This window comes from Chryseobacterium sp. CH21, from assembly GCF_004119445.1.
Lineage (GTDB): Bacteria > Bacteroidota > Bacteroidia > Flavobacteriales > Weeksellaceae > Chryseobacterium.
Window position 1 is genome coordinate 1 of record NZ_QICI01000056.1, and the last position, 15,226, is coordinate 15,226.

A 15,226-nucleotide genomic window follows, 5' to 3' on the forward strand; every position below is an offset into this window, starting at 1 on the left:
AAAAATAAAATGAGTGTCCTGAATGCGGTAAGAAATAAATTAGTACACAGAATAATGGCTGTCATCAATAGAAAACAGCCATTTTTACAAAAAGAAGAATTTGTGTCAATAAAAAATTCAAATTTCTCTTGTGTATTAACATAGAAATCTTTGCGTTTTCCAACTAAACTTTTTTTATTGATGTTTTTTGGAAAATCGCAAAGGCGCAAAATACTATTAAAAAGACTGCTATAAGGCGCAAAGATTTTATCTCCGATAAAATTTAATAATGTTTATTTCAAATACTTTATATGACAATTTTTTGATTTATTTAGCCGTAATTGCTTTCAGAACTACATTCTTTATTGCAGCTTCTTTAAAACTCCAGTATTCACGGTTTTCAGGCATTTGATTTTCAAGGATAACCAAAGTAGTATCGGAGGAAGGGAAGTATGCATTCAGGCAGGTAAAACCATCTCCAAGACCTGTCACTGCATAATAATTCAGTCCGGCTTCTTTGATAAACCTCACATTATACCCGAATCCCATGCTTTCTTTTCCAAATACATCATGTTGAGAACGGGTAGAAGGAGTCATCATTTGTTTCTGAAATTCTGGGGAGATAAGCTTACCTTTAAATAATGCCTGATCCCACTTAGCAAGATCCTGTACGGTGGAAATGATCCCTGCTGCAGGAGCAATATCATCGTTCAGAAATGATTGTTTCACTTTTTCAAACTGATTGTTTTCATTCATATAACCAGGAACGAGAGATTGATTATTCTTTGTATTGTAAACAAAAGTGTGATCCATTTTCAGTTTTTTGAAAAGAGAAATGGCAAGTTCTGTGAAGCTTTTTCCGGTTGTATTTTTAAGAATTTCTCCAAGCATCATGTAAGAGAGGTTACCATATTTGAACTGGGAACCTGCTTTGAAAACAGCAGGTTTCTCAAGATTGGTAATTCCGTGAGTATGGTTCAGAAGATGATGTATCGTAACCGTATCTGTCCAGGTTTGGGTAAGAGAAGGGAGGTATTTTTTGATAGGAGTATGAAGGTTTAGTTTTCCCTGTTCGGCAGCCTGTAAAATTAAGACGGCTGTCACCTGTTTGGAATTTGACATAATTTCAAACTGATCATCTGTTTTCAACGGAACTTTTTTCTCAAAATCTTTGTAGCCATTGGTTTTCAAGTATTGTACTTTTCCTTTTTGAGCTACTAAAACCACTCCGTTGAACTGAATAGGGCTGGAAGCAGTGATAATGCTATCGATTTTATGAGCATAAGCGTCTTTTTTCTGAGCTGTTGCGGTAATAGATAACAAGGTAGAAAATAGACCTGTGAAGAATAATTTTTTTATGGTCATTATATATTTTTATTATTGAAAAAGTAAGGGATGTAAGAAATAAAAATGATTTTCAAATATAAGTAATTCCAGTTTTCTTTTATTTCAAATATTGTAATAATTTAGCTGCTATGAAAATTAAAACTATTAGCCTTTTTATCATTTTTATCTCATTTATTTCCTGTAAAAAAGATAAAGAATACCCGAAATATGTTGAGCTGGAATCGGGGAACGGAACCTATTCACTTTTTATCAAAGAGGGAACTTTTGAATTTTTAAAAACGAAACATGTAAGTCATGATCAGATCGTAACAGCATCTTTCTCAGAAGGCAAATATAAAATATCTGGCGATGAACTGATTTTGAATAGTGATAAAGGGAAAAAGTATATTTTCAAAATCGGGAATGATTCTGAACTGATCCCTGAAAAAATGGATTCCCTGAAAGACCTGAAAGGATTATATCCTGTTCAGATTCTTCATAACAATAAAATGCCAAAAGAAATGGGGCGTCTGGATTCTTTAGGAAGAAAAAATGCTTTGTGGCTTTATTTTAATGAAAAAGGGAAGGTGATTAACCAGCGGTTATATAAAAATGGCGAGCTGGTAAAAGATCATTACAAATCTGATATTATTATAAAATAAATAATCTGCAATAGACTTGAAAATAAACAGTATTCAATTTTATCACAGATAAAATCTTTGCGCCTTATAGCAAGCGTCTTAATAGAATTTTGCGTCTTTGCGTTTTCCAATTATATCTTTCTTATTTGTGTTTTTTTGAAAACGTAAAGACGCAAAGTTTTTTAAATCCTATGTATAATTTTAAGGCGCGAAAAAATCAAAGATTTTTAGCAGGTGAAAGTCAAAAATTATCAGCACTTTACCTTAATCCATAAAAAAGGCACCACTTACAAGTAAATGGCGCCTCGTCACTGAATATATTTGAATGTAAAATTGTTTCTGTTTATCTACTCATTCTGTTTGATTTGTGGGTTATTATTAATCTCTTTATTAGGAATCTGGAATCTGAATTTATCAAGGGTCAGGTTGAATCTTCCAAAAGTATGATTCGTTCCTGTGTATACTCTTTCTAAAGGAGTATTGAGTCTTTTCATATCAAACCACGCATAACCTTCGCCCCAAAGTTCTATTCTCTTTTGCAGGACAATCTCATTAATCAGCTCGCTGCCTGATTTCGTAGACAATGTATAAGCCTGATCTCTTTTTGAAGTAATGCTAAACAAGATTTGTCTTGCTTCTGCTTCCCGTCCCTGTCTGGCAAGGGCTTCAGCCTGAATATAATACAGAGAAGAAGCTCTGATGTAAATATAATCTCCTTCAAAAAGAGTTGGATCTTTAAACTTCCAGCTTACGTAAGGAGGATAATTTTTTGTTTTTCCATTAAAAGTATATGTTGCATTCTGGCTTCCATTGAAGACTTTCTTACGGTAATCTGTTGCCGGAATGGCTTCATAAAGACGCTTGTCTATCAGTTTACGGATCTGTGCAGCTCCGGCATACCCTTCGTTGGTATTATCAAACATCGAGAAGAAGGAAGCATAATAATTCCCAATACTCATGGTGGAAATCGTATTATGAAAACCCCATATTACCTCAGGATTATTAATGTTGGAAAATCCCGTGTTGGTATAATCATCTTCGGTCATCAGGGCAATTCCCTGCTTACTTTCCTCAGCGTATTTGGCTGCTTTGATGTAATCTCCAGTTTCCAGAAATACTTCTGCTGCAATAGCTTTAGCGGTTCTTTGGTCTATCTGGGCTCTGGAAGGACGGGCATAGGTATCCAAAAGCGAAACAGATTCTTCTATGTCTTTTTTGATTTGTGTATACACTTCAGCAACCGTTGATCTCGGAAGTCCCTGACTTGGATTAGCTGCGGTGAGAACCAATGGAAGTCCGGGCTCAGACTGGTGTCCGTTATAATCATTGGCATAAAAGCGAACTAGATAAAAGTAAGAATAGGCTCTTAAAGCGAGCAGCTGTCCTGCAATGGCTTTGTTTTTTGCATTGGCATTTTTATCCAGACCATCCAGCAGCTTGTTGATCACAAATATTCTTGCATAAAAAGTGGTCCACACAATCTCAGAAGCAATATTACTGGCATTGGTGGCTTCGTAATTATAAAACATTCCTAAATGCTGGTTGGTAGACTGGATCACATCATTCGACATGAGGTCGGATCCCGCTTTTATTCCCATGATTCCAAAATCTGAGTGAACGGTAGTACCGCCAGCACCATTGCTGCGAAGATCAAGATAGATCCCACCCAAGATTTTTTCAGGACTGTTAGCGTCATTATTCAGTTGTTCTCCGGAAATATCTCCTTCCGGCAACGTATTGAGATCATTAGCACAACTGGTAGCCAAAAAACTTAGGGTTGCAGCTGTTATAAAGTATTTTATTGTGTTCATTCCTGTTCTTTTAAAAATTAAGTTTAAACCCTAAAGAGACACTGGACAGCAGAGAATAACGATAAGCATCAGAAACTCCTGTCAGTGAAGCTCTTGGATCATATCCTTTTCTCTTTGACCATAGGTATAGATTGTTCCCCGTCACATAAATTTTCAGTCCTGATAATCCTGCCTGTTGTGCAAAACCTTCGGGAAGCTGATAGGAGAGGGTTACATCCTGAAGACTGATATAATCCGATTTGATCAGATAAAGTGTTGAATTTCCGTTCTGGTTCGTAGCCGTAAGATCTACTCTTGGCAATGCAGCTGTTGGATTTTCCGGAGTCCAGGTTTTATCCAGATCCGTAGAATAGTTGGATCCATAGGTATCAGAATGGAATAAGCTTCTGTAAATATCATCATAGCCATAACCTCCGAACTGGTACGCAAAATTCACTGCCAGATTGAATCTTTTATAGCTGAAATCTGTCCCAAATCCTCCATATACCTTTGGAATGGCAGACTTTCCTGTGTTATAATCGGTAGCTTCCTTATAATTATTGGTTACTGTTCTTTCTTCCTTTTGAGTAGCAGGATTAATTGTTGTACGGTACCACAAAGCATCACCATTCTCAGGATTCACTCCGGCAAATTCTTTAAGGAAATAGGTGTAGCGGTCTCCTCCTTCTGTTAAGATAAATAATCCGCTCACCAGACCTGTATTTCTCTGCTCAGCAGGTAATCTGGTAATCTTATTTTTATAATGGGTAGCATTCGCATAAAAGCTCCATTGGAATTCATCTCCACGAAGGATATCAATATTGACATTAGCCTGAACACCTCTGTTCGTCATATCTCCGATATTTCCGTACTTCACATAGGAACCCGCATTGGATGGAGGAAGAGGAAGCGTGTAGATCATATCCGAAACTTTCCTTTCAAAATAATCAGCATTCAGGTTAATTCTGTTTTTTAAAAGTGAAATTTCAAAACCGGCATTCAGGTTTTTGGAAGTTTCCCACTTTAAATCCTTGTTTCCCTGTTTTTTTAGAGATAAAACAGGTTTGTCATTCCCGAAATTATTGATTCCGTAGATATCCTGATAAGCATAGTAATCTCTGGAAGAGCCGCTTAAAAGAATGTTATCATTTCCCTGCTGGCCATAAGAAGCTTTTAATTTTAAAGAATTAATCACGCTGTTGTCCTTAAGAAAATCTTCTTTTGCGATATTCCATGCCAATCCCAGTCCATAGAAATTTCCCCATCTGCTCTCCGGAGAAAATACAGAAGAACCGTCTCTACGAATGTTAGCATTGAAGAAATATTTACCATCATAATCATAGAGTAATCTCGTGAAATAGCCTTCTACAGCATATTCATAACCGCTTCCTGATAATCCGGTAATTTTCACGGCATTATCAAAAGCTTGTGAGTCAGGTAATAAAAGCTGCTGTTTTGATCCTGAAAAACCATCATCTTTTATCTTATTCAGTTCATGTCCTACAAGGAGGTTAAAGCTGTGATTTCCCAGTTTTTTCTGATAAGTAAGCAACTGCTGGTGGTTCAGTGTATATTTAAAGTTTGAACTTTGCGAAATAGTTCCTCCTACAGAAGAGGAAGTTCCTCCTTCCGTATTTCCGAACTGAAGGTTTCTTGTATTTTCGAGATAAGCACCAAAATTATAGGTAAAGTCCAGTCCTTTGATGATTTCATAATTTAGCCCAAGATTAAGATTGGTCACATTACTTACTATTTGTGATTTATTCTTCTGAAGGTTACCTACAGGATTTTCAAATACTGCATAAGATCTTGTAGCTCCGTTAGGTCCTTGTCCGTCTCCATAATCATATAAAGCATTTCCATAACTGTCATAAAGCCTTTGGTAATTGTTGTCTCTCAGGAAAACAGGGTAGAAAGGAGCAATGTTTCGGGCAAACTGGAAAGGGTTGGAGAAACCTCCGGTCTCACCGAAATCCTGCTTGCTGTAAGTGTAGGATAAAGCACTGGTTAGTTTCAGTTTTGAAGTGATAGCGTAGTCTACATTAGATCTGATCCCGAATCTTTCAAAACCTGACGAGATTAAATATCCTTTATCATCAAGATAATTAAGGGAAGTATAAGATTTTACCTGATCCCCGTTGGCATTGATCCCTACCGTTGCTTCTCTTCTCAAAGCAGGTCTGAAAAGCAGTTTCTTCCAGTCATCCTGATACAATAATTTCGCATCAGAATTAAAAGAACCATCCTTTGATATCAACTGATTAAACGGAACATTATACACATTATACCCAAGTTTGGTCAATGCTGAAAGCCCCACATCATGAGGAGAAGGGCCTGAAGGAACAGCTCCCGGTTGTTTCAGTCTTGCAATTTCACCAATTCTGGCTCTGTTGTAATAAGCTGTATAATAATCCTGCGGAGAAGTATAGACGGAATAATCCTCAATAGATCTGAAGTTGACCCCTGTTTTTACATCGGCCTCAATACTTACGCCTTTACTTTTTCCTCTTTTGGTGTTCACAATAATCACTCCGTTGGCCCCTCTGGAACCATACAGAGCATTTGAAGAGGCATCTTCCAGAAAAGAAATACTTTCAATATCCGATGCCGCAATACTGTTCAGGTTTCCGCTGTACGGGATACCATCCAATACAATTAACGGATCGCTGGAAGCGTTGATAGATCCGATTCCTCTCATTCTGATGGTGGGCTGGGAACCTGGCTGGCCTGAGGAAATCACCTGTACCCCAGCCACTTTTCCTCCAATTCCCTGAAGAATATTTCCATTTTGAAGATTAGAAAGATCTTTAGCCTTCAGCGACTGTACAGATCCTGTAATCTCTTCTTTTTCTGCTTTCCAAAAGCTACCACCACTACTTCTTTGATGGAGGTTTCTTTGGAAAGACTGTCTTTGCTTTGGGCAAAACCATATTCCGCGAACAGCAGTAAGGCCAATACACCAAGCTTGCATTGTTTCTTTTTCATTATATTAATCTAGGTTTAAAACTGAATTGTGTATTACTGCTGATCTCTCCGTAAGAAATAATGATTCCCTGCCTCCTTTTTCAGGGAGGATATAAAAAATGGAAGATTAAAATTTACAGGAGATATACCCGGATGAAAGAAGCCTTTAATTCCTTGGCTTTAATTCCTACAGTAATGAATGTATCTTTTAAAAGTTAGCACATCATCATCATGCCCATCATAGCAAAGCACATGTCTTGAGAAATGCAATTGTGCTGTGAAGGGGCAGACATTCCACAACAATTTTGCTGTGCAGAAGCTGCCGCCGTAATGGTGCATAGGTAAGAATTAAAGGTATTCTTATTCATGAGAATAAAGTTTATGATTTTTTTAACTGGGTCAAAATTATTTAATAAATGACAAATCCCTATAAAAGGAGAGTATGAGATAAATCATATTAGTCTACTAAATTAGTAGGTTAATGGTTCGGATTTAGATTTTAATAAAATAATAAACTGATTATCAATTTATTGAATGAAATATTGTAAATGTTAAAAAATGATAAAAAAGTTAATTTTCAAGTGTGAATTAAAATTAAAACCAGAAGTCTATTTGTTTTGTAGACTTTTTGTTTATTTTATAGCTGTATTCCATGAAAATGAGCATTAGAAGCTTTATCCTGCTATCCGCTCATACTCCTCACGCCAGGCTGCCACCTAGCTTAGCCTAAGCTCTTCAACGCTTGTTGCGGGGTAACCGCTGCTATCAGGGCTAGAATAGAATTATAAATTATAAATTATGAATTGCGAATGGAAGAAATATACTCAAACATCTGTGTTTATCTGTGTAATCTGTGGGAAAAATGAAAATATTCAATAGGAACGGGCTATTACCCTGAGCATAGTCGAAGGAAGCCCGTTTACCAAAGATTAAAATTCATCAGGTTTCAGCTAAAACCTAAAAAAGAAGCCTGCCTCTTGGCAGACTCCTATAAAAACAAGATTGAAAAGAATTTATTGTTTGGTAATATCCGGAACGTCCAAAGGAGTCTGGTCCCAGCCGCCACCAAGTGCTCTGTATACAGCAACACTTGCTTTAAGTTGGTTCACTTTCTTTTCCACCAGCTCAAACCTTGATTCAAGTGCGTCACGTTGAGTCAGTAAAACCTCCATATAATCGGCACGGGCATATTTGAATAAGTCGTTGGAAATATCAATAGACTTGGTCAAAGCATTCACTTCCTTAGTTTTGATATTCACACTGCTTTCCAGATTATGAATTTTAGACAGCTGATTGGCTACTTCAATATAAGCTCCCAAAACAGTCTGCTCATAATGATATACAGCCTGAATCTGTTTGGCGTTGGCATTATTATAAGCCGCTTTAATCGCTCTTCTGTTGATCAGAGGAGCTGTAAGTTCTCCCGCAAGAGAGAACAGAAACGACTGAGGTTTGATAATATACAACGGATTAAAAGCCTGTAATCCAACTCCGGCAGAAAGATCAAGAGAAGGGTAGAACCTTGCTTTGGCTACTTTAATGTCAAGCTTGGCAGCAGCCAGTTCATACTCAGCCTGCTTAATATCCGGACGGTTTTCCAACAGTTCAGATGGAATTCCTCCATACACGGCTTGGGGAATAACAGAATCAAAAGAATTCTGACTTCTTTCCACAGATTGCGGAAATCTTCCCACCAGATAATTGATCTTATTCTCAGTTTCAACAATCTTTTGCTGGATATCATACTGCATTCCCTGAGTTTTCAGAACCTGAGCTTCAAATCTCTGCACGGCCAGTTCATTGGACCGGGCATTCTTCTTTAACTCTTTGATAATATCCAATGCATCATTCTGAATCTTGATATTCTGATTCAAAATAACCAGTTCATTATCCAATGCCAGAAGCTCATAATAAGAATCAGCAATCTCAGAAATCAGGTGAGTCGTCATGAAGTTCTTTCCTTCAATGCTTGCAAGATACCTTTGTACCTGTGCTCTTGTAGCATTATGAAGTTTTCCCCAGATATCGGTTTCCCATTGTGCCTGAGCACCAATTCCAAAGTCAAACAAAGGTTCTGGCATTTCTCTGCCGGGTTCTATTTCGGTATTGGCCTCCATCGCTCCGATATTGGTGTATCGGCTTACTTTGTCTACACCAGCTCCGGCTTTTAAACCTACAGACGGAAGATATTCACCCTTCTTGGCTTTGATTTCGTTTTTTGACATTTCAATTTCCTGAAGGACAATATTCAGTTCCTGATTATTCTGAAGAGCCTGGCTAATCAGCTCCTGAAGATGAGGATCACTGAAATATTCATTCCACTTCATTTTTCCCGTATTGATAGTGTCATTTTCTGCTGAACCGTATTTTTCAGGGACGGTTTTATTTTCAGCACGCTGTGCTATTTCGATAGGTTTACAGGCAGTAAGACTTAATAAGACGACTGCCAGACCTGCATATTGATATATTTTTCTTTTATTCATAATGGATCATGTCTTCGCTTAATGGAGATTCATCTTCGTCTTTGATCATTTTTTTACCATCAGACCACTTGGCAAATATGTAGTAGAGCCCCGGAATTACAATCACTCCGAATAACGTTCCTATCAGCATTCCTCCCAGTGAAGAAGCTCCAATAGTATGGTTTCCGATCGCTCCCGCACCTCTTGCAAAAACAAGCGGAACCAATCCTGCAATAAAGGCAAAAGAGGTCATCAGAATCGGTCTGAAACGGGCTTTAGAACCTTCTACAGCTGCTTCAAGAATAGAATCTCCTGCCTGACGTCTTTTTACTGCAAATTCTACAATAAGTACTGCGTTTTTACCCAGTAATCCGATAATCATGATCAATCCTACCTGTGCATAGATGTCATTTTCAAGTCCCATCGCTTTTAATAATAAGAAAGATCCGAAAACTCCCACCGGTAAAGAGCAAAGTACCGCAAACGGAATAAGGAAACTTTCATACTGAGCCGCCAGAACCAGATACACGAATACCAGAACAACAAGGAATACATAGATGGCTTCATTACCACGCTGTGCCTCATCGTAAGACAATCCTTCCCAGGCTATTTTATATCCGTGAGGAAGTGTTTTAGCCGCTGTTTCATTGATAGCCTGAATAGCATCAGCCGTAGTATATCCTGCAGCCGGAAGTCCACGGATTGCCGCAGAATTGTACATGTTGTAACGGGTGATTTCGTTTGGTCCCTGTGTTTTTTTCATCGTCATAAATGCGGAATAAGGAACCATTTCGTCACGGTCATTTTTCACATACAGATTCATAATATCCGTAGGAAGTCTTCTGAATTCCGGAGACGACTGTACATATACTTTAAAGAACTGTCCGAAACGGATAAAGCCCTGTTCATAGGTACTACCGATCAGAATGTTGAGGTTGTCCATCGCTTTTCCGATAGAAACTCCTTTCTGCATCGCTGCATTATTATCAAATACCAGTTCATACTGAGGATAATTAGCTGCAAAGAAGGTGAATACTCCTGAAAGTTCCTTACGCTTTTTAAGCTGTGCAATAAAATCTTTATTAGCTTTATCAAATTCCTGATAATCAGTCGTTCTGTTCAGGTCAAGAAGTCTCATGGAGAAACCTCCCGAAGATCCGAATCCTGGTACAGCCGGTGGTTCAAAGAACTCAATGGTAGCTCCGAGATCTTTAGATTTTTCTTCCAGTTCTTCCATGATTTCCTTTACAGAATGCTCACGGTCGTTCCAGCTTTTAAGGTTAATCAGACAGGTTCCCGCATTCGAACCACGACCTTCCGTCATGATTTCGTATCCTGCCAGAGATGAAACAGATTCCACACCGTCTACACCCATACAGATTTTCTGCAACGTTCTGGAAACTTTATTCGTTTGTTCCAGCGTAGAACCCGGAGGAGTCTGGATAATGGCATAAATAGTTCCCTGGTCTTCATTCGGGATAAATCCGCCCGGAAGTACTTTATTGATCATCACAATTCCGGCACAGAAAGCAATCAGGATTCCCCATGTTACCACCTTTCGGTTCACGATTTTTCTAAGGAATGAAGCATATTTTCCTGTTATTTTATCAAATCCGCTGTTAAAAGAGTCTAAAGCTTTGGTGAAAATATTGACTTTCTTAGGCTTCCCATGATGGTTTTTCAATAACATTGCAGCCAAAACCGGAGTCAAAGTAAGCGCTACTACCGCTGAAATCACAATAGAACTCGCCATAGTAATCGAAAACTGACGATAGAAAGTTCCCACCGGACCTGTCATAAATGAAATAGGAATAAACACAGCTACCATTACGGCTGTAATCGCAATAATAGCACCTGCAATTTCACCCATTACTTCTTTTACCGCTTTGTAAGGTGAAATATTACTGTCTTCCATTTTGGCGTGAACAGCCTCAATGACAACAATGGCATTATCCACCACAATACCGATCGCCAATACCAATGCGAAAAGAGTAACCAAATTGATGGTTAACCCAAAGAACTGTATCACAAAGAAAGTTCCGATCAAAGAAACCGGTACGGCAATAATAGGAATCAACGTAGAGCGCCAGTCACCAAGGAAAATGAAAACCACGATGGCTACAAGGATAAACGCATCTCTCAATGTATGCATTACCTGTTCAATGGAAGCATCCAGGAATTGGGATACGTCATAACTGATTTTATAATCTACACCCGGAGGGAAGTTTCCTTTCATTTCTGCCAGCTTGGCTTTCACATCTCTGATCACGTCATTGGCATTACTTCCGTAATTCTGTTTTAAAACGATAGAAGCGGAAGGATGTCCGTCAAGATTGGAATAAATATCAAAGAACTCACTTCCAAGCTCTACTTTGGCAATATCTTTCAGCTTTACATTTTCTCCTTCTGCATTGGAACGTACAATGATATTTTCATATTCTTCCGGCTTGTTGTACTGTCCTTTATAAGTCAATACATATTCCAGCGACTGTGCTGCAATACCGGAACTTTGCCCGATTCTTCCGGGACGTCCGATGATACTTTGTTCACCAATAGCTTTCATCACCTCATCTACGGAAATAGAATACGCACGCATACGGTCAGGATTCAGCCAGATACGCATGGCATATCTACGGCTACCCAGAATCTGAGATTTTGCAATCCCGTGAATACGGTTGATTTCCGGAATGATATTTACCATAGAGTAGTTGTACAGGAATTTTTCATCCATACTTTTATTCGTACTGTAAAGGTTTACGTACATCAGCATACTCGGCTGAATCGGGTTTACCACAACTCCTTCTTTCTGTACAAGTTCCGGTAATAAAGGCATTACCTGATCCACTCTGGTTTTTACCAGAACTACCGCCTCATTGGGATCCGTTCCGGGATCGAAGACAACGTTTACTGTGGCTTCTCCGGCACTGGTGGCATCGGTAGTGATGTAACGCATTCCCTGAACTCCATTGATGGCATTTTCAATTGTAATCAAAGATGATTTTACCAATACATCTGCACTCGCTCCCGGATAAGCAATAGAAACAGCTACTGTGGTTGGGGCAATTTTTGGAAACTGTTCTGTAGGAAGCTGTTTCATGGCAATCCCTCCCATAAACAGGATCACAACCGATATCACAATGGCGAAAACCGGTCGGTGTATTACTTTTTTAAACATAATGCTGCTTTTGGGTTACTCGGCGTACAGATCCAGGTTCGACATTACTTTTTCAGGCTTTTCGTACTTTGAACTGATCTTTTGGTTTTCCTGAACCAATCTAAGACCCTCAAGAAGAATTCTATCATCCTTTCCAAGTCCTGAAGAAACTACATAAATATGAGGTAGCTCAGCAGCTACTTTTATTTCTCTTGCATGTACTTTTCCGTCTTTACCAATCACATAGACATATTTCTTTTCCAGCTCTTCGAAAGTCGCTTTCTGTGGAATCATCATCGCATTGGCATAAGGTGAAGTAATAACAATGTTTCCGGTTTCACCGTATCTCAACAGTCCTTTTGGATTCGGGAAAGTTGCTCTGTAAGCGATATTTCCGGTTTCATTGTCAAAATCAGACTCAATGGTTTGTACGATGCCGTCTTGTGTGAACTCTTTGCCATTGGCCATTCTTAAACGCACATGCATTGGATTGTTATCTTTTTTAGCATCCATCTGATTAAGATATTCAGCTTCCGGTACATTGAAGTATACCCACATTTTGCTATTATCTGATAGCTCGGTTACAAGCTCGCCTTCATCTACAAGACTTCCTTTTCTTACGTGTAATTTTCCTACAATTCCGGTAAATGGGGCACGGATTTCTGTGAATCTCAAATGGGTATTCATTGAAGAAAGTTCGGCCTGGGCTTTTTCGTATCTTGCTTTAGCCATAGCCATTTCCTGAGGAGCAACGATGTTTTTGTCAGAAAGGTTTTTGGTATTCTGATATTCGATTTCTGCATACTTGGTTTCCGCTTTGGCACGGTTTACATCAGATTCGTAAAGATTAGGCATGATTTTGAACATCAGCTGCCCTTTTTGCACAAACTGTCCTTCGTCTACATAAATAGACTGGATGTATCCTTTTTCCTGAGCGCGAAGCTCAATATGATTGATAGAACGGATTTGCGCAACATAATCTTTGTTAACTAAAGTATCTTTGATAAGCGGGCTTGTAACGTTGAATGACGCTGCTTCTGTTTTTTCCTTTTTTTCAGATTGACAGCCTACAAACAAGAAAATAAGGCACAAGTTGATATACATGAGACTTTTCTTGACCATGATAAATATTGTTTTTATAATAATTTATAATTGAAAAAATAGAGTTACCGGCTATCACAATAAAGTATGAAAGCAGATAAGATTTTCTGAAAAATTAGTATAAAATCACAGTCGGATGACCCTGTACTGGATGTACAGATCATCATGTAAAGGTTTTAAATGTTCTGACTGAGCGAGTGAAACAGCAATTTGTCTGTTGTGAAATGTAGTGACGAAGCCTGAAATCAGATGCCAGAAACCATCTTTGAAAAGCGCAAGAAATTCTGTAGAACCCAGTGTTTCTACATTTTCATCATTTTCGTTGTCGTTTTCAGCAAGATTTGCTCTGATTTTGTTGTAGCGGGGATGGCTGATATTGTAAACATCATTGGCCTCATGGTTATTGATAAACGCAAAAGGATCATCAATGCTTTTTTCTGGTGAACCAGAAGATCAGTAGTAAAGTGAAGGCCGGAAGAAATATCTGTTGAAATATACTGCTGAATTTGCCCGTAATACCAACCTAAAACGGTAAGCCACGCAAATAACAAACTGTATAAATATTGATAAAACCTTTTCCGCATCCCAGTACAAAGGTAGGCAAAGTTACCACCAGGTGCAACCATTGTAGATTAAAAAAGTGTTAAAAAGTGCCTTTTTTGATTAAAAAAACACAGTTATTTCTCAGTTTTTCTTTTTGGATAAGAAGAAGATAGATCTGGCGAAGTCTTCTTTAGGAGCATTCCGGAATTTTACATCAACAAAAAAATAAAAAAATGAATATTGTTTTAACAGGTTCCATCGGGAACATCGGAAAACCGCTTACAAAAGAATTGGTGGACAAAGGACACTCTGTAACGGTGATCAGCAGCAATAAAGAGAGAATGGCAGCTATTGAAGCGTTGGGAGCAAAAGCTGCTATAGGCAATATGTTTGATCCTGATTTTCTTACTGAAATATTTACAGGAGCAGACATTGTCTATCTCATGGAAACTATGGAAGCGGCAGGCGATCTATTTGATGAAAATGTTGATTTTATCGAAAAAATCAATGAAATTGGGCACCACTATAAAATGGCTGTAGAGCGTTCAGGAGTGAAGAAAATTATCCATCTCAGCAGTATTGGAGCTCATACGGATAAAGGGACAGGGATTATTGTGTTTCATCACCATGTAGAACAGATTCTGAAGCAGCTTCCGGAGGATTTGGCCATTAAATTTATTCGTCCGGTAGGTATTTATTTCAATATGTTTTCATTCATCAATACCATTAAAAACAAAGGTGCGATTATTTCCAATTGGGGAGGAGACCGGAAAGAACCATGGGTCTCTCCATTGGATATTGCAGCCGTTGTAACGGAAGAAATTGAAAAACCATTTGAGGGAAGAACAGTACGTTACGTGGCCAGTGATGAAGTTTCTCCTAATGAAATTGCGAAAGCTTTGGGTGAAGCCATCGGTAACCCGGAACTTGAGTGGAAAGTGATTTCAGATGCAGAATTATTGAAAAGCTGGCTGAATATTGGCTTCAATGAACAGGTGGCTAAGGGTTTTGTAGAAACTCAGGCAAGTCAGAGAAGCGGAATTCTGTATGAAGATTATGATAAGCATCTAACTGTTTTAGGAAAAGTAAAGTTAGCGGACTTTGCAAAAGAATTTGCTGCTGTTTATCAAAGTGATGAAGTGTAAATATCAAACCACAAACGTCAAAATGTTTAAGAATAAACAAAGCACTACTTTAACCACAAGCATCTGTGAAAATCTGTGCCATCCGTGGTAAAAAAGACCCTACAATAAAAGTTTACTGTAA

Annotated in this window: 9 protein-coding genes; 2 read left to right on the forward strand and 7 right to left on the reverse strand. The window is 38.4% G+C overall.

The annotated features are described in order from the left end of the window. Positions 1–306: 306 nt before the first annotated feature. Positions 307–1,344 carry a serine hydrolase domain-containing protein gene (locus BOQ62_RS12110; RefSeq protein ID WP_129039810.1) on the reverse strand — a complete coding sequence of 346 codons (1,038 nt, stop codon included), beginning with the start codon at positions 1,342–1,344 and terminating at the stop codon, positions 307–309. Positions 1,345–1,454: 110 nt separating this feature from the next. On the opposite strand from BOQ62_RS12110, the gene BOQ62_RS12115 reads away from it, so the two are divergent. Further along, the gene (locus tag BOQ62_RS12115; RefSeq protein ID WP_129039812.1) at positions 1,455–1,967 is read left to right on the forward strand and encodes a hypothetical protein; all 513 of its coding nucleotides are present in this window, start codon (positions 1,455–1,457) and stop codon (positions 1,965–1,967) included. A gap of 326 nt (positions 1,968–2,293) precedes the next feature. On the opposite strand, the gene BOQ62_RS12120 is transcribed toward BOQ62_RS12115, so the two are convergent. The 6 genes from BOQ62_RS12120 to BOQ62_RS12145 all read right to left on the reverse strand — a co-directional run bounded on the left by BOQ62_RS12120 (position 2,294) and on the right by BOQ62_RS12145 (position 13,968). Next, positions 2,294–3,757: a RagB/SusD family nutrient uptake outer membrane protein gene (locus tag BOQ62_RS12120; RefSeq protein ID WP_129039814.1), complete on the reverse strand. Its 1,464-nt coding sequence runs from the start codon at positions 3,755–3,757 to the stop codon at positions 2,294–2,296. A 10-nt stretch (positions 3,758–3,767) separates the two neighbouring features. Further along, entirely contained in the window at positions 3,768–6,707 is a 2,940-nt protein-coding gene (locus BOQ62_RS12125) for a SusC/RagA family TonB-linked outer membrane protein (RefSeq protein WP_228414026.1), read from the reverse strand. Between the two features lie 1,006 nt (positions 6,708–7,713). After that, on the reverse strand, positions 7,714–9,183 hold the full coding sequence (locus tag BOQ62_RS12130; RefSeq protein WP_129039816.1) for a TolC family protein: 1,470 nt from the start codon (positions 9,181–9,183) through the stop codon (positions 7,714–7,716). Next, positions 9,176–12,337 (reverse strand): efflux RND transporter permease subunit, encoded by a 3,162-nt coding sequence (locus tag BOQ62_RS12135; protein WP_129039818.1) that lies wholly within the window; start codon positions 12,335–12,337, stop codon positions 9,176–9,178. Before BOQ62_RS12135 ends, BOQ62_RS12130 begins: the two co-directional genes overlap by 8 nt. Before the next feature lie 15 nt (positions 12,338–12,352). Then, positions 12,353–13,438, reverse strand: a complete 1,086-nt coding sequence (locus BOQ62_RS12140) for an efflux RND transporter periplasmic adaptor subunit (protein ID WP_129039820.1) — start codon at positions 13,436–13,438, stop codon at positions 12,353–12,355. A 281-nt stretch (positions 13,439–13,719) separates the two neighbouring features. Next, positions 13,720–13,968: a hypothetical protein gene (locus tag BOQ62_RS12145; protein ID WP_129039822.1), complete on the reverse strand. Its 249-nt coding sequence runs from the start codon at positions 13,966–13,968 to the stop codon at positions 13,720–13,722. A 225-nt stretch (positions 13,969–14,193) separates the two neighbouring features. Here BOQ62_RS12145 and BOQ62_RS12150 point away from each other — a divergent pair, with 225 nt between their 5' ends. Then, a complete protein-coding gene (locus BOQ62_RS12150) occupies positions 14,194–15,105 on the forward strand; it encodes an SDR family oxidoreductase (protein WP_129039824.1) in 912 nt (303 codons plus the stop codon). The last annotated feature ends 121 nt before the right edge of the window (positions 15,106–15,226 follow it).

Bases quoted from the DNA above. Each gene is read 5' to 3' on its own strand.
- BOQ62_RS12115 (WP_129039812.1), top strand. From the start codon at position 1,455: ATGAAAATTAAAACTATTAGCCTTTTTATCATTTTTATCTCATTTATT.
- BOQ62_RS12125 (WP_228414026.1), bottom strand. From the start codon at position 6,707: ATGCAAGCTTGGTGTATTGGCCTTACTGCTGTTCGCGGAATATGGTTT.
- BOQ62_RS12110 (WP_129039810.1), bottom strand. From the start codon at position 1,344: ATGACCATAAAAAAATTATTCTTCACAGGTCTATTTTCTACCTTGTTA.
- BOQ62_RS12130 (WP_129039816.1), bottom strand. From the start codon at position 9,183: ATGAATAAAAGAAAAATATATCAATATGCAGGTCTGGCAGTCGTCTTA.
- BOQ62_RS12150 (WP_129039824.1), top strand. From the start codon at position 14,194: ATGAATATTGTTTTAACAGGTTCCATCGGGAACATCGGAAAACCGCTT.
- BOQ62_RS12120 (WP_129039814.1), bottom strand. From the start codon at position 3,757: ATGAACACAATAAAATACTTTATAACAGCTGCAACCCTAAGTTTTTTG.
- BOQ62_RS12140 (WP_129039820.1), bottom strand. From the start codon at position 13,438: ATGGTCAAGAAAAGTCTCATGTATATCAACTTGTGCCTTATTTTCTTG.
- BOQ62_RS12135 (WP_129039818.1), bottom strand. From the start codon at position 12,337: ATGTTTAAAAAAGTAATACACCGACCGGTTTTCGCCATTGTGATATCG.